Annotated in this window: 19 protein-coding genes; 5 read left to right on the forward strand and 14 right to left on the reverse strand. The window is 62.1% G+C overall.

Going from position 1 to position 20,733, the window contains the following annotated elements; genetic code table 11:
* The 6 genes from ATY78_RS08230 to ATY78_RS08255 all read right to left on the reverse strand — a co-directional run.
* On the reverse strand, positions 1-451 hold a 451-nt coding region (locus ATY78_RS08230), incomplete at its 3' end, for a DUF4372 domain-containing protein (protein ID WP_141105630.1).
* Between the two features lie 189 nt (positions 452-640).
* Positions 641-1,627 (reverse strand): oligopeptide/dipeptide ABC transporter ATP-binding protein, encoded by a 987-nt coding sequence (locus ATY78_RS08235; RefSeq protein ID WP_088681862.1) that lies wholly within the window; start codon positions 1,625-1,627, stop codon positions 641-643.
* A complete protein-coding gene (locus tag ATY78_RS08240) occupies positions 1,620-2,621 on the reverse strand; it encodes an ABC transporter ATP-binding protein (RefSeq protein WP_088681863.1) in 1,002 nt (333 codons plus the stop codon). The genes ATY78_RS08235 and ATY78_RS08240 overlap by 8 nt, the downstream gene beginning before the upstream one ends.
* 1 nt (position 2,622) lies before the next feature.
* Positions 2,623-3,540 (reverse strand): ABC transporter permease subunit, encoded by a 918-nt coding sequence (locus ATY78_RS08245; RefSeq protein ID WP_088681864.1) that lies wholly within the window; start codon positions 3,538-3,540, stop codon positions 2,623-2,625.
* Entirely contained in the window at positions 3,537-4,460 is a 924-nt protein-coding gene (locus tag ATY78_RS08250; RefSeq protein WP_088681865.1) for an ABC transporter permease subunit, read from the reverse strand. The genes ATY78_RS08245 and ATY78_RS08250 overlap by 4 nt, the downstream gene beginning before the upstream one ends.
* Positions 4,461-4,508: 48 nt before the next feature.
* Positions 4,509-6,089, reverse strand: a complete 1,581-nt coding sequence (locus ATY78_RS08255) for a peptide ABC transporter substrate-binding protein (protein WP_088681866.1) — start codon at positions 6,087-6,089, stop codon at positions 4,509-4,511.
* A gap of 285 nt (positions 6,090-6,374) precedes the next feature.
* On the opposite strand from ATY78_RS08255, the gene ATY78_RS08260 reads away from it, so the two are divergent.
* Complete coding sequence (locus tag ATY78_RS08260) at positions 6,375-8,120, forward strand: alpha-glucosidase family protein (protein WP_088681867.1); 1,746 nt, start codon at positions 6,375-6,377, stop codon at positions 8,118-8,120.
* 42 nt (positions 8,121-8,162) lie between these two features.
* On the opposite strand, the gene ade is transcribed toward ATY78_RS08260, so the two are convergent.
* Together ade and ATY78_RS08270 are read right to left on the reverse strand one after the other, a co-directional pair.
* The gene (gene ade, locus ATY78_RS08265) at positions 8,163-9,860 is read right to left on the reverse strand and encodes an adenine deaminase (RefSeq protein WP_088681868.1); all 1,698 of its coding nucleotides are present in this window, start codon (positions 9,858-9,860) and stop codon (positions 8,163-8,165) included.
* Between the two features lie 116 nt (positions 9,861-9,976).
* A complete protein-coding gene (locus ATY78_RS08270; RefSeq protein WP_088681869.1) occupies positions 9,977-11,080 on the reverse strand; it encodes a branched-chain amino acid ABC transporter substrate-binding protein in 1,104 nt (367 codons plus the stop codon).
* 460 nt (positions 11,081-11,540) lie between these two features.
* Between ATY78_RS08270 and ATY78_RS08275 the strand changes: the two genes are divergently transcribed.
* The gene (locus ATY78_RS08275; RefSeq protein WP_088681870.1) at positions 11,541-12,455 is read left to right on the forward strand and encodes an HD-GYP domain-containing protein; all 915 of its coding nucleotides are present in this window, start codon (positions 11,541-11,543) and stop codon (positions 12,453-12,455) included.
* A gap of 75 nt (positions 12,456-12,530) precedes the next feature.
* On the opposite strand, the gene ATY78_RS08280 is transcribed toward ATY78_RS08275, so the two are convergent.
* The 6 genes from ATY78_RS08280 to ATY78_RS08305 form a co-directional block, all read right to left on the reverse strand.
* Positions 12,531-13,856 carry an aspartate aminotransferase family protein gene (locus tag ATY78_RS08280; protein WP_088681871.1) on the reverse strand — a complete coding sequence of 442 codons (1,326 nt, stop codon included), beginning with the start codon at positions 13,854-13,856 and terminating at the stop codon, positions 12,531-12,533.
* Positions 13,857-14,143: 287 nt separating this feature from the next.
* Positions 14,144-14,461: a metalloregulator ArsR/SmtB family transcription factor gene (locus ATY78_RS08285; RefSeq protein ID WP_088681872.1), complete on the reverse strand. Its 318-nt coding sequence runs from the start codon at positions 14,459-14,461 to the stop codon at positions 14,144-14,146.
* Between the two features lie 115 nt (positions 14,462-14,576).
* Entirely contained in the window at positions 14,577-15,326 is a 750-nt protein-coding gene (locus tag ATY78_RS08290; protein ID WP_088681873.1) for a pyridoxamine 5'-phosphate oxidase family protein, read from the reverse strand.
* Between the two features lie 31 nt (positions 15,327-15,357).
* Positions 15,358-16,410, reverse strand: coding sequence for a choline ABC transporter ATP-binding protein (choV, locus tag ATY78_RS08295; protein ID WP_088681874.1), 1,053 nt, complete (start codon positions 16,408-16,410; stop codon positions 15,358-15,360).
* The gene (gene choW / locus ATY78_RS08300) at positions 16,407-17,252 is read right to left on the reverse strand and encodes a choline ABC transporter permease subunit (RefSeq protein ID WP_088681875.1); all 846 of its coding nucleotides are present in this window, start codon (positions 17,250-17,252) and stop codon (positions 16,407-16,409) included. The genes choV and choW overlap by 4 nt, the downstream gene beginning before the upstream one ends.
* Positions 17,253-17,326: 74 nt before the next feature.
* The gene (locus tag ATY78_RS08305) at positions 17,327-18,283 is read right to left on the reverse strand and encodes a choline ABC transporter substrate-binding protein (RefSeq protein WP_088681876.1); all 957 of its coding nucleotides are present in this window, start codon (positions 18,281-18,283) and stop codon (positions 17,327-17,329) included.
* Positions 18,284-18,519: 236 nt separating this feature from the next.
* Here ATY78_RS08305 and ATY78_RS08310 point away from each other — a divergent pair, with 236 nt between their 5' ends.
* The 3 genes from ATY78_RS08310 (at position 18,520) to ATY78_RS08320 (ending at position 20,608) form a co-directional block, all read left to right on the forward strand.
* Positions 18,520-19,122 carry a thymidine kinase gene (locus tag ATY78_RS08310; protein ID WP_088681877.1) on the forward strand — a complete coding sequence of 201 codons (603 nt, stop codon included), beginning with the start codon at positions 18,520-18,522 and terminating at the stop codon, positions 19,120-19,122.
* Positions 19,123-19,189: 67 nt separating this feature from the next.
* Positions 19,190-19,450 (forward strand): type II toxin-antitoxin system ParD family antitoxin, encoded by a 261-nt coding sequence (locus tag ATY78_RS08315; protein ID WP_088681979.1) that lies wholly within the window; start codon positions 19,190-19,192, stop codon positions 19,448-19,450.
* A gap of 84 nt (positions 19,451-19,534) precedes the next feature.
* Positions 19,535-20,608, forward strand: coding sequence for a hypothetical protein (locus ATY78_RS08320; RefSeq protein ID WP_088681878.1), 1,074 nt, complete (start codon positions 19,535-19,537; stop codon positions 20,606-20,608).
* The last annotated feature ends 125 nt before the right edge of the window (positions 20,609-20,733 follow it).

Here is a 20,733-nt window from a genome sequence, read left to right on the forward strand (position 1 = left end):
AGACGACGTGAACCTTGGCGCCACAGGCCTGATCGGAAAAGCGTGCCCAATCCGATCCCGCTCCGGAAAGGCGCAGACTGCTGCTGTCGATCAGATGCACCGCCTCGCCGACGGCCCGCTTGAGCCCACGCCCGGCGCGGGACACCATTTGCGCGAACAGCTCGGCGAAAACCGCACTCGGGCGCAGGCCATTGGCGTCGGCAAGGGTCGAACGTGACACCGGGCGGGCGCCGAGATGGTAAAGACCGCTGCTGTGGCTTTGCAGGCCGCCGACGATCTCGCGCAGGCTGACGGCCCCGGAAAGCTGGCCGTAGAGCAGTGCGACCAGTTGGCTCTTCGTCGACAGCCGCCGCACATGCTTGTCGGCCTGATGCTCCTCCACAAGTCTTTCGAAAGCCGTCCAAGGAATCCGCTTCAACAGATCATGAAAGACGCTATTCTCGTGCCGCACGGTGTTGCCCCTCTTTCGTGTCCGGGATTGTCGCCAAACATCCGAATACGAGTAGAATCAACACCGTGCGCCTTGTCCACCAAATTTAAACCGGACACCAGTGGCACAAGGCCGAGGATGACGTCGCGGGTTGTTTTGCAGTGGTTTGTCAGCCTCCCGAAGGCCGCCCTCAGGCGGCTTTCCTTCCACTTAGGGCCTGTCCATATGATAGCAGGCAGCCTTCTGGCCGGGGCGGACCTCCTCGGTCGGCGGCATTTCGGTGCGGCAGATATCGGTCGCCTTCCAGCAGCGGGGAGAGAAGACGCAGCCTTTCGGCGGGTTGAGCGGCGAGGGCGGGTCGCCCTGCAGGCGGATGCGGGTGCGCAGGCGTGCGAGCTTCGGGTCCGGGATCGGGGCCGCGGAAAAGAGCGCCTGGGTATAGGGGTGGGCGGGATGATCGAAGACGGTGGCGCAGTCGCCTGATTCCACCACGCGGCCGAGATAGAGCACCAGCACATCGTCGGAGATCAGACGTACGACGGAAAGGTCATGGCTGATGAAGATCAGCGTCAGGCCGAATTCCTTGCGCAGCTTGCGCAGGAGCGTGATCACCTGGCCCTGGATCGAGACGTCGAGGGCCGACACCGGCTCGTCGCAGATGATGAGCTTCGGCCTGGTGACGACGGCGCGGGCGATGCCGATGCGCTGCGCCTGGCCGCCGGAGAATTCGTGCGGATAGCGGTTGATCATCTCCGGCGCCAGGCCGACGGCGCTCATGATCTCGCGCACGCGTTCGGTGCGCTCGGCCCTGGAAAGCTTCGGCTCGAAGACGGTGAGCGGCTCGGCGATGATGTCGCCGACCGTCATGCGTGGGTCGAGCGAGGCGATCGGATCCTGGAAGATGATCTGCATGTCGCGGCGCGCCGCGCGCATTTCCTCTTCCGTGAGGTCGAGAAGATTGCGGCCCTGCCAGAGGATGCGGCCCTTCTGCGATTTCAGGAGCCGCAGGATGGAGCGGCCGAGCGTGGATTTGCCGCAGCCGGATTCTCCGACGACGCCGAGCGTGCGGCCTTCGGCGAGATCGAAGCTGACATTGTTGACGGCGGTGAGGAAGACCGGCGGCTTGAACAGGCCCTTCGCCGGCAGCTCGAACTGGGTCGTCAGGTTCTCGACCCTCAGAAGCGATCGGTCAGCCATGGTTCAGCAACTCCTCACGACGCGGGAAGGGATGGTAGCAGGCGGCACAGTGGCGCGGCGCCAGGATTTCCAGCGCGGGCGGACGATCGATGCAATCGTCCTGGACCTGCGAACAGCGCGGCGAGAAATTACAGCCCTTCGGCAGGTGCTGCAGGTTCGGCGGACGGCCGGGAATGACGACGAGATCGTCGACATCCTGGTCCGGGCGCGGGATCGAGGCATGCAGCGCGGCCGTATAGGGATGGGCCGGGTTGTCGAAGAGTTCATCGACCGGCGCCTCCTCGACGATGCGGCCGGCATACATGACGGCGACGCGGTCGGCGAGGCCGGCGACGACGCCGAGATCGTGGGTGATCATGATGAGCGCCGTGTTCATCTCCGCCGTCAGATCGTTGAAGAGATCGAGGATCTGCGCCTGGATGGTCACGTCGAGCGCCGTCGTCGGCTCGTCGGCGATCAGGAGCTTCGGCTTGGTGAGCAGCGCCATGGCGATGACGATGCGCTGGCGCATGCCGCCGGAGAGTTCGTGCGGATAGAGGTGGAAGCGCCGTGTCGGATCAGGGATGCCGACGCGCTTCAGCATGTCGAGGGCCGCGTCGGAAGCGGCGCGCGCCGTCAGGCCGCGGTGAACCTCCAGCTGTTCCGTGAGCTGCCGGGAAATTTTTAGCGACGGGTTCAGCGCGGTCATCGGGTCCTGGAAGACCATGGCCATGTCCTTGCCGCGGATCTGGTCGAGCTCGCGCGGTTTCAGCGACAGCACGTCCTTGCCTTCGAGCAGCGCCTGTCCTGTCGTTTTGCCGTTCTTGGCAAGCAGGCCCATGATGCCGAGGAAGGTCTGGCTCTTGCCGGAGCCGGACTCGCCGACGATGGCGACACGCTCGCCGCGCCGGACGGTGAGGTTCATGTTGGAGACCGCCTTCACCTCTCCATCAGGCGTCGCGAAGGTGATCGAGTAGTCCTTGAGTTCGAGGAGGACGTCTTTTTCTTGGAGCATTCTATCGATCCTTCGGGTCGAACGCATCGCGCAGGCCGTCTCCGATGAAGAGCAGGCTGAGCAGCAGGGCGACGAGGAAGCTTGCCGGGAAGATCAGCAGCCAGGGCATGCTTTCCATGGCATCGGTCCCTTCCGCGATCAGGGTGCCGAGCGAGGTCAGCGGTTCCTGCACGCCGAAGCCGAGATAGGAGAGGAAGCTTTCCGTGGCGATGATTTCAGGCACCGTCAGCGCCGCGAAGATGACGACGGGGCCGACGAGGTTCGGGATGATGTGCTTGACGATGATCTTGAACGGCCGCTGCCCGGATGCGCGGGCCGCCTCGATGAATTCGCGATGCTTGATCGACAGCGTCTGGCCGCGCACGATGCGGGCCATGGTCAGCCATTCCAGCGCGCCGATCGCGGCAAAGAGCAGATAGACGTTGCGGCCGAAGATTACCATCAGCAGGATGACGAAGAGGATGTAGGGAAGCGCGTACATGATGTCGACGAAGCGCATCATGATCGCATCCAGCCTGCCGCCGATATAGCCCGATATCGCGCCGTAGAGCACGCCGATGACGACGGAAACGACGGTTGCCGTCAGCGCCACGGCCAGCGAGACGCGAGTGCCGTAGAGGACGCGGGCGAGAAGGTCGCGGCCGTTCGGGTCGGTGCCGAAATAATGGCCGGTTTCGATCGAGGGCGGGATGCGGAAAGCCGCCCAATCCGGGTCCTCGTAGTTGAAGGGAATGAACCACGGGCCGAGGAAGGCGGCGAGGATCAGCAGCGCCAGGACGGCGATCGAGAGCACGGCGGCCTTGTTGCGTGCCAGGCGGCGTAGCGCATCCCTGGTGAGCGAACGGCCTTCGGGCGCCAGACCCTCCGCCTCCAGAAGTTCCTGGGCGAGCAGCTCGCGTTTTGCGGGGTTGAGGATCATCGGTTTCTCACTTTCGGATCGAGCCACGCATAGGCGATATCGACGAGAAGGTTCAGGAACACGATCAGCACCATGTAGAAGATGACCGTACCGAGAACCATGCCGTAATCGCGGTTCAACGCCGCATTGACGAAGTAGCGGCCGATGCCGGGCAATCCGAAGATGCTCTCGACGACCAGCGAGCCGGTGAGAAGGTAGCTTGCCGCCGGTCCGAGATAGGAGACGACGGGCATCAGCGCGGGCTTCAGCGCATGGCGCATCACCGTCAGCCGTGGGCCGATGCCCTTGGCCTTGGCGGTGCGGATGAAGTTCTGGTTCATCACCTCGATCATCGAGCCGCGGGTGATGCGCGAGATGCGGCCCGCATGCGGCAGGGCCAGAACGACGATCGGCAGGATGAGATATTTGATCGAGCCGTCACCCCAGCCGCCGACCGGAAACCAGGCGAGATGAATGCCGAAAATGAGCTGCAGGATCGGCGCGATCAGGAAATTCGGCAGCACCACGCCCACCAGGATGAGGGCGCCGAGAATATAGTCCGGCGCCTTGTTCTGGTAGAGCGCCCCAAGACAGCCGACGGCCACACCGACGACGATGGCGATCAGGAAGGCGGCGGTGCCGATGGTGAAAGTATAAGGCAGACCGATCATGATCTGCTGGGCGACGGTGAAGTCTTCGCTCGCGAAGGAGGGGCCGAGATCGCCCCGGAGCAGGTCGCCGACATAAATCAGATACTGCTGGATCAGCGGCTTATCGAGATTGTAGTGGACCGCGAGGTTTTTCAGGATCACCGGCGGCAATGGCCTTTCGCCATCGAACGGGCCGCCGGGGGCAAGGCGCAAAACGAAAAAGCAGGCTGTGACGGCGATCCACAGAACGGGGATCGTCGATAGCAGGCGACGGAGGGCGTATTTGATCATGGTCGTGGGCCGGTCCTTTCCGCAGGGCGCGGAAAGGACCGTTTTCCCTTACTCTTTCATCGACAGCCAGCGCGTGCGGTGGATGTCCTGGATGTTGTCGACGAAGCCTTCGATCTTCGGTGAGACGACGTTCTTCGAGACATAATAGTAGATCGGCAGGGCCGCGGATTCATCAAGCGCCAGCTGCTCGGCCTTCTTGAAGATTTCGGCGCGCTTGGTGAGGTCCGTCTCAGCGTTGCCGTCCTTGATGAGCTTGTCATATTCGGGATTGGACCAGCGGCCGTAATTCATCTGCACGCCTGTCACCAGGAGGTTCAGGAAATTGTCCGGGTCGTTGTAATCGGCGAGCCAGCCGGCACGGCCGATTTCCACCTGGCCGCGCTGCATCTGGTCGTAATGCACCTTGGTTTCGGCGTTGACGAGCTCGACATTGACGCCGAGCGGCTTCCACATGGACGCGATCGCGACGGCGATGCGTTTGTGGTTGTCGTTGGTGTTGTAGCTGAGCACCGCGTGGAGCGGCTTGTCGGGACCGAAGCCGGCTTCGGCGAGCAGCTTCTTGGCTTCCGCGACCTTCTCGTTATAGGGCAGGTCCTTCCAGCTGACATAGGCCGGCTCGCCATAGTTCGCCGTGCCCGGCGGAACCCAGGAATAGGCCGGCAGTTCGCCGGTGCCGAGGATCTGCGGGCCGATGACTTCGCGGTTGATCGCCATGGACAGCGCCTGGCGGACGCGCTTGTCGCTGAAAGGCGGCTTCTGCGAGTTGACGACGTAATAATAGAGGCCGGAGAAGGGGGCGACATGCGCCTGGCCCGGCAGGTTCTTCTTCATCCATTCGTACTGGTCTGTCGGGAAGTCGGTGAGAATATCGAATTCGCCGGCGCGGTAACGTTTCAGTGCGGCTTCCTGATCTTCGAGCACGAAGAACTTGGCGCCGTCGATCTTCAGGTCCTTGGTGCCATACCACTGATCGTTCTTGACGGTCGTGACATGCGAGCCCGGAACCCACTCGGTTGGCTTGTAAGGCCCGTTGGTGACGATGTTGCCGATCTTGACCCAATCCTGGCCCTTCGCTTCGACGACGTGCTTGGGAAGCGGGTAGGCGGTGTAGTGCATCAGGGCATTGAGGAAGTAGGGGGTCGGGTTCTCAAGCGTGATTTCGAGCGTCTTGTCGTCGATCGCCTTGACGCCCAGCTGGCTGAGGTCGGTGATCTCGCCCTTGTTGATCTTTTCGGCGTTCTTGATGGTGAACTGCAGATAGGCGTAGTCGGCGGCGTTCTTCGGGTCGACGAGGCGCTGGAAGGCGAAGACGAAGTCTCCTGCCGTTACCGGCTGGCCATCGGACCACTTGATGCCGTCGCGAAGCTTGAAGGTGTAGACCTTGCCGTCGGGCGAGATGGTCCAGCTTTCGGCCTGGCCGGGGATCGGATTGTCCTTGGCGTCCTCGGTGACGAGGCCTTCGAAGATGTCGCCGGCGATGCGATTCTCCCAGTCGCCTGAAAGTTTCTGCGGATCGAGCGACTGCGGATCTCCGCCATTGTGAATATTGAGCGTGGCCGCATGGGCCGAAAACGCCAGCAATGTGCCAAGCATTGCGGAGGCGAGAAATTTTTTCGCGAAATGGTTCATCGTGGGTCCACCTTCCTAGGCTTTGCGCCTTTATTAGACATTTGTTCCCGGTGTTTGACCTCTTACGTGCAGGTCAGTGCGCACCTTATCGCAAAGGAATCGCGTTGCAACCCCAAATCCGGAGGCTGGAAACGGGTTGTGGACAAGCCTATATACGTCTCCCCCTTGTCGGATCGCGACGACCTGTCGCGACATCGGCGGCACTTTCATAACGGCTTGATGTGGTTGTCTTTTGTTTCGTCCGCTTTAGTGTGGCGAGCACGAACAAGGCAGGAGACCGAGCCGATGGCATTGCAGACGGGCGGGAATGCGGACTGGTGGCGCGGAGCGGTGATCTATCAGGTCTATCCGCGCTCGTTTCAGGACACGAACAGCGACGGGCTCGGCGATCTCAAGGGAATTACCCGCCGGCTGCCGCATATCGCCAGCCTTGGTGTCGATGCGATCTGGCTCTCGCCCTTCTTCAAGTCGCCGATGGCTGACATGGGCTACGACGTTTCCGATTATTGCGACGTCGACCCGATCTTCGGCACGCTCGCCGATTTCGATGAGATGATGGCGGAGGCGCACAGGCTCGGCATCAAGGTCGTCATCGACCAGGTGATTTCGCACACGTCCGACCGGCACCCCTGGTTCGTCGAGAGCCGGGCGAGCCGGACCAATCCGAAGGCGGACTGGTATGTCTGGGCCGATCCGAAGCCCGATGGGACCGCGCCGAACAACTGGCTGTCGATCTTCGGCGGGCCGGGCTGGGAATGGGACGGCGTGCGCCGGCAATATTACCAGCACAATTTCCTGACCTCGCAGCCGGATCTCAACTTCCACAGCAGCGAAGTGCAGGACGCGGTGCTGGAGACCGTTAAGTTCTGGCTCGACCGCGGCGTCGACGGCTTCCGGCTGGATACGGTCAATTATTATTTCTGCGACAGAGAGCTCAGAAGCAATCCGCCGCACGAGCCCGATACCAGCGACGGGGGCCTCGATGCGCCCGACACCAATCCCTACGGCATGCAGAACCATCTCTATGACAAGACGCAGCCGGAGAATATCGGCTTCCTCAAGCGCTTCCGGGCACTGCTCGACCGGTATGAGGATCGCACGACCGTCGGCGAAGTCGGCGACGGCGCGCGTTCGCTGAAGACGGTGGCCGCCTATACGAGCGGCGATGACAAGCTGCACATGTGCTACACTTTCGACTTGCTGGGGCCGGAATTCACCGCCGCGCATATTCGCGGCTGCGTCGAGGCTTTTCAGAAGGTCGTCACGGACGGCTGGGTCTGCTGGGCCTTCTCCAATCACGACGTCATGCGCCATGTCAGCCGGTTCGCGCTGACGGAGGAGGAGCGGCCTGTCATCGCCAAGCTCGCGATCTCGGTGCTTGCGGCGCTGCGCGGCTCGATCTGCCTCTATCAGGGCGAGGAGCTCGGCCTGCCGGAGGCGGAACTCGCCTTCGAGGATCTGCGCGACCCCTACGGCATCCGCTTCTGGCCGGCCTTCAAGGGCCGCGACGGATGCCGCACGCCGATGCCCTGGGAAGCCGGCAAGGCGCATGCGGGCTTCACCTCTGCCGAGAAGAGCTGGCTGCCCGTGCCCTACGAGCAGGCCGCACTTTCCGTCGATACGCAGGAGGCAAGCGACAGCTCGGTACTCAATCACTACCGCAAGACGCTCGCTTTCCGGAAGAGCCATCCGGCGCTGATCGATGGTGAGATGACCTTTATCGGCACCAACCAGGACCTGCTCGCCTTCACCCGCGAAAAGGGCGGGGAAAGGTTGCTCTTCGTTTTCAACCTGACGCGCAAACCGGCCGAATTCCGCCTGCCTGACGGCATGGCGCTCGGGGAGGCGCTTGAGATGCCTGGGTTTGAGGCGGTGGCGGGTTCGGGGTCGGTGAAGCTTGCGGCGCTGGATGGGTTTTGTGCACGGGTTTCGGCAGGCGGTGCGAGCGGGGATGGTCTGTCGAAGCTGCTCGACAAAGTATCCGATGCGAAGCCGGTCGAAGGCGACGAATTGCCGGAAGGTTGGCGATAGAGGTTGAAGCCCTCGACCTGCCGCTCATTCTGCGAGGGCTCGTCATCCGATCAGCGCGAACTTGTCCACATCGACCATCCCACGGTCTGAAATCTTCAGGTGCGGGATGACAGGCAGCGGCAGGAAGGCGACCTGCAGGAAAGGTTCTTCCAAGGTCGTGCCAAGGGCGTAGGCGGCCTTGCGTAGATGGTGCAGCGTGTCGCGGACCGTCTCATAGGGTTCCAGGCTCATCAGGCCGGCGACGGGCAGCGCGATCTCGCCGGTGACGTTGCCGTCCTCGACGACGACGAAGCCGCCGTTGATTTCGCCGAGGCGGTTTGCGGCGCGCGCCATGTCGTCCTCGTTGACCCCGACGACGCAGATGTTGTGGCTGTCATGGCCGACGGTGGAGGCGATCGCGCCCTTCTTCAGGCCAAAGCCCTGGACGAAGCCGTTGGCGTGGTTGCCGTTCTTGCCGTGGCGCTCGATGACGGCGACCTTGATGATGTCGTTGGCAAGGTCGACTGAAGTCTCGTTGCCTTTGACGGGCAGGCGGTAGCGGCGATGCTCAGTGATGATCTTGCCGGGCATGACGCCGATGACGGGTGTTTCGCCCTCTCTGGCCGGCACGCCGAAATGGGCGGCGTTGACGGGCCGGGCTTTGACGCTGTCGAGGCCGATCGGGGCAACCGGCCTGCGCGTGGAAAAGAGCGCGTCGGTGACGCGGCGGCCGGCCGAGAAGACCATTTCGGCGCGGCAGCTTTCCAGGCTGTCGAGAACCACGAGATCGGCGCGCCAGCCGGGCGCCACAAGGCCGCGGTCCCTGAGGCCGAAAGCGCGGGCGGCCGAGATAGAGGCGGCGCGGTAGATCGCCAGGGGCTCGACGCCGTTGGCGATGGCCGTGCGGATCATATGATCGAGATGGCCCTGTTCGGCGATATCGAGCGGGTTGCGGTCGTCGGTGCAGAGCGCGAGATAGGGAGAAAGCCGCTCGGTGATGATGGGGATCAGTGCGGCGAGGTCTTTCGACACCGAGCCTTCGCGCACGAGGATATGCATGCCCTTGCGGATCTTTTCCAGTGCTTCGGCCGCAGTGGTGCATTCGTGCTCGGTGCGGATGCCGGCCGAGAGGTAGCCGTTGAGGTCGTTGCCGGAAAGAAGCGGAGCGTGACCGTCGATATGGCCGCCCTGGAAGGCATCGAGTTTGGCCATGCAGACGGGATCCTTGTGGATCACGCCGGGGAAATTCATGAATTCGGCAAGGCCGATGACCTTCGGATGATGGCGGAAGGGCAGGAGGCGCTCGATCGGCAGGTCGGCGCCTGATGTTTCGAGATGGGTGGCCGGCACGCAGGAGGAGAGCTGGACGCGGATGTCCATGATCGTCTCCAGCGCGGATTCGAGGAAGAATTCGATGCCCTCGCTGCCCAGCACATTGGCGATCTCGTGCGGATCGCAGATCGCGGTGGTGACGCCATAGGGCAGGACGCAGCGGTCGAATTCATGTGGCGTCACCAGCGAGGATTCGATGTGCAGATGCGTGTCGATGAAGCCGGGAACGACCGTTCTGCCTGATATGTCGATCTCGACCTCGCCCTCATAATTGCCCGAGGTCCCGACGATGCGGTCGGCGCCGATGGCGATGTCGGAGCGGACGATTTCGCCGGTGACGAGGTCGAAGAAACTGCCGCCCTTCAGCACGATATTGGCAGGCACGCGGCCCACACCCTGGTCGATGAGACGTTCGAGTCTGTTGGTCATGGCACCGCTCACATTACAACCGATTCCGAAACTTATAACTGATCTGCGGTGACATGCGATGCCACAAACGAAACAGGGCGCCTTACGGCGCCCGGTCCCAGTCTCTATATCTTGACTTACTCCGCAGCGACGATCTTGCCGCCTTCCCACTTGTAGAGCGAGAAGCTCTGCGAGGTCAGGTCGCCGGTTTCGCCGTAGGTGACCTTGCCGATGGCGGTCGGGATTTCTTCGCCGGCCTTTAGTGCGGCCGCGACGGCTTCCGCATCCTCGGCGCTGCCCGCCTTCTCGATGCCTGCCTTCAGAACTTCGACGGCGGCATAGGCGTTGAGGGTGAAGGCCTCGGCCGGAATGTTCTTGGCGGCGAGCGCATCGGCAGCCGTCTTGGAGTCCGGGCTCTTGGTGGCGTCGGAAGCGTTGGTGAACAGCGTGCCTCCCGCCGCATCGGTGCCGATCGCCCAGAATTCGGTGTTGGAGAGGCCGTCGCCGCCGATGATCATCGCGTTGGCGGAGAGGTCATGCAGCTGGCGGGCGAGCAGGCCGCCCTCCGGGTGGTAGCCGCCGAAATAGACGATGTCGACCTTCTCGGCCTTGATGCGGGTGGTGAGCGCGCTGAAGTCCTTGTCGCCGGGAGTGATCGCGTCATTGACGACTTCGGTGATGCCGCCTGCGTTCAGCGTCGCCTTGAAGGCATCGGCGAGGCCCTTACCGTAAGCGCCCTTGTCGTTGACGATGGCGATACGCTTGTCCTTGAAGTTCTTCAGCACATATTTGGCGGCGACTTCGGCCTGCTGGTCGTCGCGGCCGCAGGTGCGCAGCACGTTTGTGAGGCCGCGCTTGGTGAGGTCGGGGGCAGTGGCGGTCGGGGTGACCATCAGCACGCCGTTTTCAGCCAGAACGTCCGAGACCGGGATGGCAACGCCTGAGGTGACCGGTCCGACGACGAAACGGATGCCGTCGCCGACGACCTTGTTGGCGGCGGAAACGCCCTGCTTCGGCTCGCCGGCATCGTCGGCCAGTTCCAGGACGACCTTCTCGCCGAGGATGCCGCCCTTCTTGTTGATCTCGTCGACGGCGGTCTGGGCGCCGTTCTTCACCTGGTCGCCATAGGCGGCGACGGGGCCGGTCAGCGGCGCGATCAGGCCGATGGTGATATCGGCATGGGCGAGCGGCGCAAAGGCGAGCGACGCGACCAAAGTCGCCGTCAGTGTCTTGAGGGTCATTGTCTGTCTCCTTGGATGGGGTCATGGACCCGCGATGAGGCGCCGCGCCGGCTTTCCCGATCATTCAACGGCCTGCGGGCCGTGCCAAGGACGATCGATAGCAGCGCGATCAGCGAGCCTACCGGCCATGTTTGACTCGGGGAGGGCTCATGACAAGATTTCTAGAAATTTTGATGGGATTGCGCAAGTTCATAACAAAATAGAACGGAAATCGGGTCGATCTGGTCCGAAATTCGTTGCGAAAGGCCATTTTCTTCGAGATTTTGTCGTTTTTCAAACGAGGCGGCCAAGCGTGCGACCTCGTCAGGAGGGAAAGCCGAGGGCATATGGTTTTCTTTAACTTTCCCATTAACCGTTAATTTGGCCGATCTTCGTAGTATCGCTCGATACCCAAATGCCGCAGCAGTGAAAAAGAGAAATATAGAATAATTACATAGAGATATCGGGAATAGAGATCTGGATGCTCAAGCGTATCGACGCCAGCCAGGTGTGCATCGGAATGTTTGTGGAAGCTATCGAGGGGCTTTGGCAGGACCCCCTCCTGTCCCGGCGCAGATTTTCCCTGCGGCGCGAGGCCGATGCCGTAAAGATCCGCAGATGCGGCACCGCCAGCGTCGTCATCAACACTAGCAAGGGGCTCGATACCAACGGCCTGCCGGGCCGTGACAACGAGGCCGACATCAAGGCTGCACTCAAGGCAGTCCAGAAATCCGTGCAGGCGCTGGAAGAGGTTTTCGCCAGGCTGCGGAATGGCGACGGCATTGCCGTCGATCACGTGGAGCCGGTGATTTCCTCCGTCTCCAGGTCAATGGACGAGAACCCTTCGGTTTTCCTGAGCGTCACGCGTCTGAAATCCAAGGACCAGGTAACCTTTCTGCATTCCATCTCCGTGAGCGCGCTGATGATCCTCTTCAGCCGCCATCTCGGACTCGACGAGCCTACGGTTCAGATGCTCGGTACCGCCGGATTGCTGCACGACGTCGGCAAGCTCGAAATTCCGCTCGAAGTGCTCAACAAGGAAGGGCCGCTGGAGAAGGAGGAGATCAACTTGATGCGGGGGCACCCGGAAAAGGGGCATGCATTCCTGTCACGGCAGGAGGGCATGTCGGAGATCGTTCTCGATGTCTGCCTCAATCATCACGAGCGCATGGACGGCAAGGGCTATCCGCGCGGGCTGCCCAGCAGCGAGGTGAGCCTCCATTCGCGGATTGCGACGATCTGCGACGTCTATGACGCCATTACCTCCGTGCGGCCGTATAAGGCGCCGTGGAGCGCCAACGAAGCCCTGAAATGGATGCTCGGCACGGAAGGGCACTTCGACCGCCAGCTTCTGAAGAAATTCGCCCTCTGCCTTTCCACTGCCTTCGTGAGCTGAGGTTTCCCGGTTTCAGAAACGAAAAGCCCGCGAGGATCTCGTCCGCCGCGGGCCGTGGGCAGGAAGCCTGCTTTCTCAGATATTGTTCTGCAGGATGGTCCTGAGCTTGCCGAAGAGCTCGTCGATATGATGCTTCTCGATGATCAGCGGCGGGGAAAGCGCGATGATGTCGCCGGTGGTGCGGATCAGGAGGCCGCTCTCATAAGCCTTTAGGAAGGCGGTGAAGGCGCGTTTGGTGGGCTCGCCGGCGATCGGGTCGAGTTCGATCGCGCCGATCAGGCCGGTGTTCCTGATGTCGATGACATTGGGGCAGTCCTTCAGCGAATGCAGCGCGTCGGCCCAGTAATCGGAAAGCTCGGCGGCGCGGGTGAGCAGGCCCTCTTCCTTATAGGTGTCGAGTGTGGCGAGGGCGGCGGCAGAGGCGATCGGGTTGCCGGAATAGGTATAGCCGTGGAAGAACTCGATCATGTGCTCCGGACCGTTCATGAAGGCATCATGGATCTCGGAGGTGACGAAGACGGCGCCCATCGGGATGACGCCGTTGGTCAGCCCCTTGGCGGCGGTGATCATGTCGGGCTTGACGTCGTAATATTGCGCGGCGAATGGGGCGCCGAGGCGGCCGAAACCGGTGATGACCTCGTCGAAGATCAGAAGGATGCCGTGCTTGGTGCAGATCTCGCGCAGCTTCTGCAGGTAGCCCTTCGGCGGGATCAGGACGCCGGTGGAACCGGCCACCGGCTCGACGATGACGGCGGCGACGGTGGAGGCGTCATGCAGCGTGACGATCCGCTCCAGTTCGGTGGCGATATCGCCGCCATGCTCGGGCTCGCCGCGGGTGAAGCTGTTCTTGCCGGGCTGGTGGGTGTGCGGCATGTGATCGACGCCGGTCAGAAGCGTGCCGAACATCTTGCGGTTGGTGACGATGCCGCCGACGGAGATGCCGCCGAAATTGACGCCGTGATAGCCGCGCTCGCGGCCGATCAGGCGGAAGCGCGAACCATTGCCCTTTACGCGGTGATAGGCGAGCGCCACCTTGAGCGCCGTCTCCACGGATTCGGAGCCGGAATTGGTATAGAGAACGTGGTCCAGGCCTTCCGGGGCGATGTCGACCAGACGGTTCGCCAGTTCGAAGGCCTTGGGGTGGCCGAGCTGGAAAGCCGGCGCGTAATCGAGCTCGCCGGCCTGCTCGCGGATCGCCTCGGTGATTTTCGGGCGGCAGTGGCCGGCATTGACGCACCAGAGGCCTGCGGTGCCGTCCAGCACCTGACGGCCGTCATGGGTCGTGTAATACATATCCTTGGCGCCGACGAACAGACGCGGCTCCTTCTTGAACTGGCGATTTGCCGTAAACGGCATCCAGAAGGCGCTGAGATCGTTGGGTGCGTTGAGGCGATTGGACATGCTGTTCTCCTGGCCGCTGACGGCCCGTTCCCGAGGGGCTTTACGCCCATATTTTTACTGCCCGGTCAAATTATCAAGGCTTCCGGAGGCGTCAACGGGAAATGTCCGGAGGCTGGCAGCTGCGGCTGACAGGCAAGGAGGGTTTGCATTCGTCAAAAGGCACGACCGGCAAATCGTGAGATCTGCCGGTCGTGCCGTTAAGGTTCTGGTACTGAAATATCGTTGCCGCGCCTCCGGGAACATCCCCTTACGGCACGTATCGGCCGACATTCATGTCAGCGCTATCATCAGGCTGCGGATCTGCTCCTGCCTTGGACGAGGTAGATGTCTTCGAGCGTTGCCAGGATTTTCATGACAGGCTCGGAGGTGCTGGAATAGTAGATGGTCTGCGCGTCGCGGCGGGTCTTGACCAGCTTCTGCGCGCGCAGCTTCGAAAGGTGCTGGGAGAGAGCCGACTGGCTGAGGCCGACCTGCGTCGCGAGCACGCCGACGGCGACTTCGCCCTTCACCAGGCTGCACAGGATCAGCAATCGCTTCGGGTTGGCCATGGCCGACAATAAAGCTGCCGCCACATTCGTGTGATCGGCCAAATCAGAGGTTTCCATATTGTTATCTTCCTAATGCGAAACGTACGTCATCGTGTTGGCACAGGCCCCAGGCGAAACTACGACTAGGCGGCGAAAATTAGCAATTAGGCTCGAAGATTGTATATACCTAAATTTAAGGTATCGAGTATGCTGTTTTAGATATGTTTGAACAAATGTGATCGGAATCCACAGCCAGGGTTTCGAACTCATATCGCAGCAAAAAATCACCGGAAATCATCTCGAAGCCTGCAGGATCGATGCCGCAGATGCGCCAAGAGCCCGATTCCGGCGCGTTTAGCCGCGTTGCGAGGGTTTCGGCTATGTCGGGGTGGCGCTCTACTAAATCTTGCACTGTTTCATCAGCTTTGGCGGCGACCTCCTCGTTTGCCGGCGACTGGATGATGAGATCGTCGCCATCGAGCAGGTAGGCGCGGCCGAAGCCGCCATTGAGGCTGGCATGTACCGGTTTGAGACGGAAGAAGAGGAAATCGGGAAAGTCGATATAGAGCTTTGCCTTGGCGTGGCGATTGAGAAAACGCGTACGGATGCGCTCGTGGACTGCGCTGCCGCGTTCGACCGATACTGCCAGGCATTGGGTCGTCAAGCGGCCGTAGGCGAGGGGATCGCCCTTGCCGGGTTCACCGGTCAGCAGTGATGCGCGCGGATCTCTAGCGAGCGCCTTCGTGTGGGCCGACAGCCCGGAAACCAGGATGACCGGCGTGCCGTCGATATCGGTGGCGAGGAGGACGCGGCTCGCGAGTGGAAAGCCGTTCTCGGGATCGAGAACGGCAATCGCAGCATATCGGGCGGAGCGCAACAGCACGCGGGCGAGCTTGCGGGCCTCGTCGTCGGTTTCGCGTATGGGCGAAGGCTGATCTTTCATATCCGCTTTGTGGCAAAGCGGATTGAAAACATCAAGCGTCCTCCTTGCGGCGATGGCGGGTGAGGCCGGCGACGATATCCTGGGCGGTGATGGTGCCGATGACCGCGCCGTTTTCCACGATGCCGATGCTGCCCGGCTGGCGGGCGAGCACGTCGAGGACATCGACGAGCGGGGTCGCGGCGCGGGCCGTGGCGCTGACGCTCATGCCGGCGGCCGTCTGGCCGAGGCCGGGCTGCATGACGTCGGCTGCTGTCAGCATGTTGATCGGATTGAGGTTCTGCACGAAGTCGGCGACATACTGGTCGGCGGGATTCTTGACGATGTCGTGCGGCGTACCGCACTGGATGATCCGGCCGCCTTCCATGATGGCGATGCGGTTGCCGATGCGGAAGGCCTCGTCGAGATCGTGGCTGACGAAGAGAATGGTCTTCTTCAGCCGCCGCTGGAACTCCAGGAGCTCGTCCTGCAGGCGGGTGCGGATCAGCGGGTCGAGGGCCGAGAACGGTTCGTCCATCAGCAGGATCGGGGCGCCGGTGGCAAAGGCACGGGCGAGGCCGACACGCTGCTGCATGCCGCCCGACAGTTCATTGACCTTGCGGTCGGCCCATTTCGTCAGGTTGACGAGTTCGAGCTGCTCGCCGACGCGGACCTTGCGCTCGGCTTCCGGCATGCCGGCAAGCTCGAGGCCGAAGCCGACATTCTCGGCGACCGTGCGCCAGGGCAGGAGAGCGAATTGCTGGAACACCATGGAGACGGTGTGGGTGCGCAGGTCGCGCAGCGCCCTGGCATTACATTTATATGGGTTGACGGGGCCGGTGGTCGTGGAGACCGAAACGTCGCCGCGCACCACGGGAGCGAGCCCGTTGACGGCGCGCAGCAGCGTCGATTTGCCCGAGCCGGAAAGGCCCATCAGCACGAGGATCTCGCCTTCCTCGATCGTCAGCGAGGCATTGGCGACGCCCAGCACCAAGCCGGTCGCCGCGCCGATCTCGTCGCGCGTCTTGCCTTGGTCGGCCATGGCAAGGGCCGTTTCCGGCCGGTCGCCGAAGATGATGCTGACATTCTTGAAGTCTATCGCTGTCATGCGCCGTCTCCTTCGTCGCCTGCGCGGAATATGCGGTCGAGAATGATCGCCAGGATGACGATACAGAAACCGGCATCGAAGCCCTTGGCGATGTTGACGGTGTTCAGCGCACGCACGACAGGCACGCCAAGGCCGGGGGCGCCGACGAGCGCGGCAATGACGACCATCGACAGCGACAGCATGATGGTCTGGGTGAGGCCCGCCATTATCTGCGGCGCGGCGAAGGGAAGCTCGACCTTGCGCAGCACCTGCATCGGCCGCGCGCCGAAGGCGACGGCTGCTTCGACGAGGGATGGCGGCGTCGAGATGATGCCGAGGCGTGTCAGCCGGATGGGAGCCGGGATCGCGAAGATGACGGTCGCGATCAGGCCCGGCACCATGCCGAGGCCGAACAGGATCAGCGCCGGGATCAGATAGACGAATGTCGGGATCGTCTGCATGAGATCGAGCACCGGCCGCATGGCGGCATAAACCCAGGGGCGGCGGGCGGCGGCAATGCCGAGCGGAATGCCGATCACCATACAGACGAAGGTGGCGGCAAGCACGAGGGCGAGCGTCTCCGTCGTCTCCTTCCAATAGTCCTGGTTCACGATGAGCAGCAGCCCAAGACAGGTGAAGGCGGCGATCGCGATCGACCGGCGCAGCCAGAAGGCAAGCGCGGTAGCGGCCGCGATGACGATCAGCGGATGGGGCTTCTGCAGCACGAAGAGCAGGCCGTCTATGGCGCTCGACAGCAGGAAGGAGAGCTGGTTGAAGAACCACTCGCCATTCGAGGTCAGCCAATCCACGAAAGATTTGGCCCAGGGGCCGATCGGAATCTTAAATTCGGTGATCCAGTTCAAGGGCGCGCCTATCCAAAAAAAATCAACAATCGGACAAAAATGAAACGGGGCGGCGAGCCGCCCCGTTCATACTATCAGAGGCCGAGGCCGGTCTTGGCGGCCGCCAGTGCGTCGCCCTTGCCGTCGCGGCTCGTGACGCCGGCCAGCCAAGGCTCGATAGCCGAAGGGTTCGCCTTCAGCCATTCGGAAGCGGCAGCTTCCGGCTCTTTGCCGTCATTGAGAATCTTGCCCATGATGTGGTTCTCCATGTCGAGGGAGAACGTCAGGTTCTTCAGCATCTTGCCGACGTTAGGGCATTCGTCGAGGTAACCGGCGCGCACGTTGGTGTAGACCTTGGCGCCGCCGAAGTCGGGGCCGAAGATATCGTCGCCGCCGGTGAGATAGGTCAGCTTGAAGTTGGTGTTCATCGGATGGGGTTCCCAGCCGAGGAAGACGACCGGCTTGCCGGCCTTGTCGGCACGGGCGACCTGGGCGAGCATGCCTTGTTCGGAGGATTCGACGACTTCCATGTCCTTGAGGCCGAACGTGTCCTTTTCGATCATGTCCATGACGAGGCGGTTGCCGTCATTGCCGGGCTCGATGCCGTAGATCTTGCCGTCGAGATCGTCCTTGTGGGCGGCGATATCCTTGAAGTCCTTGATGCCGAGTTCCGCACCCTTGGCGTTGGTGGCGAGCGTGTACTTGGCGCCGACGAGGTTGGGGCCGAAGGATTCGACCGACTTGTCGTCGAGGTAGGGACGGACGTCCTTTTCCTGCGTCGGCATCCAGTTGCCGAGGAAGATGTCGATGTCCTTGTTCTTCAGCGAGGTGTAGGTGACCGGCACCGAGAGAACCTTGACGTCGGTTTCATAGCCGATGCTCTTCAGCACGACGGATGCGGTGGCGGTCGTGGCGGTGATGTCGGTCCAGCCGACGTCCGAGAAGCGGACGGTGGAGCAGCTGTCGGGATCGGCGGCGAAAGCGGCGGTCGCAACGGAGAGGGCGGCGACGGCAGTTGCAGTGACGAGTTTGAATGCGCTTGTTGTTTTCATTTTAGACTCCCAGTCTTTAGGTCCCCAAGCCAATCACCAATAGCCCAGTTTGACAAGCGACCTCAGTGTGTTTGCGTCGTATCGACGGGTGCGATTGCGACGTCCGCAGATTTTTCGCTCTGTCCGGTTTTCGAGGCTTTCGGCGGTTTGTGGGCGTCGATTCCTGTGATTATCGCCGCTACGGGGCTTTTCTTTGCCAGTTCGAGCTTTCAATAAACCGATCAAGGAGAAATCGGATGGCAAAGCTCTATTTCAACTACTCGACGATGAACGCCGGCAAGTCGACGATGCTGCTGCAGGCCTCCTATAATTATCAGGAGCGCGGCATGCGCACGGTGCAGCTGATCGCCGCCTTCGACGAGCGCGCCGGCCGCGGCGTCATCGGTTCGCGGATCGGGCTGGAGGCGAGCGCCATTCCCTTCGAACCGGACGAGGATCTGTTCCGGCTGGTCACGACGCTGAGCGGTGAAGGGGCGCCGATTTCCTGCGTCTTCGTGGACGAGGCGCATTTCATGACGCCGCTCCATGTCTGGCAGCTCGCCCGCATCGTCGACAGGCTCGGCATCCCCGTCATGGTCTACGGGTTGAGGACCGATTTTCAGGGCAAGCTGTTTCCGGCCTCGCAGGAGCTCCTGGCGATCGCCGACGAAATGCGCGAGGTGCGCACGATCTGCCATTGCGGGCGCAAGGCCACGATGGTCGTGCGGCTCGACGCGCAGGGAAAGGTGCTGCACGAGGGCGCGCAGATCGACGTCGGCGGCAACGAGAAATATGTCTCGCTCTGCCGCAGGCACTGGGACGACGAAATGAATGGGGCCTGGATCGCCGAGCCGGTTTGAGACCGTCTGTTTTATTTGGCCGGTTTAGCAAAAGCCGATAACGTGACCTTCAATGAAAGGTGTGGAGATGCCATCCAGCTACGTTATCGGTGATCACTACGAAGTATTCGTGCGCAAGCTTGTCGAGAGTGGACGCTACCAGAGTGCCAGCGAAGTGATGCGCGATGGTCTGCGCCTTCTGGAGCAGCGCGAGGAAGCGCGCGCCCTGGAGTTTGAATTCGTCAGGCGCGAATACGCCGAAGGCAAGGCTAGCGGGGAACCTAAGGAGGTCGATCCCGTGGCGTTCCTTGAGGAGCTGAAAGCCGAACGGCGTTCCATGCGTGTCTAGTTAGAAGCTCCCTCTATGCTAAACCGCTCACACTTTTCGGCGTTATGCTCTAGCTTGGGGCGGAAGATTCCCTGGAGAGACTAGGTGCGCAGAGCCCCGCCATTCGACAGCCAGTACGAAGCCGCAGGCGGCCTTGCCGAGAAGATTGCGGCCGAGGGCGCCTATTGCGTGGCCTGCATCCGTGCCTTTGACGGCGACGAGACGCGGTCGGCCGATGAGGTTTTTCTCGAACAGAATGGCCGGTTCCAGGCCCATATCGCCGATAATACGGCGTTGGATGCGCTGCTTGCCGAGCTGGTCTTTTCGCTCGACCGGATGACGGCGGAGGTTTCGGCCGATCTCGACAGTTTCCGCGGGCTGACGCTGCGCGAGAAGATGGCGGGCTGGACCTCACGTCAGCGGATGTGGCGCATGCATACCGAACGCGTGCGCGAGGCGCCCGTCGTCGAGCGGCTGCTTGACCTCCTGGTGAAATCGGATGCTCTCGCCAGGCTGATCGCCAGCCAGCGCACGTCGATCGTCGAATGCCACAAGGCGGCCGAACGCGGCCTCGTCGACATCGTCGAGCAGCGGCGCCGGCTGGTCGATTCCATCGATATCGCCCGCCTCAAGATGAAGGAGCTCAACGCCAAGGCGCTGACGACCCAGGGCCGGATCGGCGTCTACGGCAACCGGGCGCATTGGGAGCAGATGGAAGCCGAGCGGCGGGCGCTGAAGGCGGAGGCCGAGCGCATGTCCGCCGAGGAGCACGAGATGCGGGACGACAGCCAGCGACGCGAGCGCTTCATCGGCCTGTTCCAGGCTTTCGTCGATTCGCTGAACGGCCGGATCGCCGCCTGCAACGTGCTGCTGCGCAAGCTGATGATCGATGTCGAGGAGCGGCTGATCATCTACCAAGCGCAGGTGGATACCGACCGGCCGGGCATGAAGGCCAGGATCAAGCCGGAATTCTTTCCCGATATCGCAGCGCCGATCCGGCTGTTCGAGAAGGGCATGCTGGTCGCCCAGGATCTGGAGCGGCGCAAGGGCCGCGCCGACATCGACGCCGCCGGAAAGTTTCCGGCCTATGGCGAACCGTCGCCGGCAAAATCGGGAGCGCCGCTGATCGATACGGCGCGCAAGTCCTTCCGCTTCAGCCTGCCGTTCCTGCGTTCCTGATCGGGTTCCGGCTGCTTTCATTCGCAAAAATCGCGGGGTTCGTGTTGTGCTCGGCCTACCGAGCGCATATGTGGATGCAACGGGGGCGGCGATGCCCCGATGTTCGCCTCGCCTGACAGGAGACG

Source organism: Rhizobium sp. R635 (assembly GCF_002211285.1).
Classification (GTDB): Bacteria; Pseudomonadota; Alphaproteobacteria; order Rhizobiales; family Rhizobiaceae; genus Rhizobium.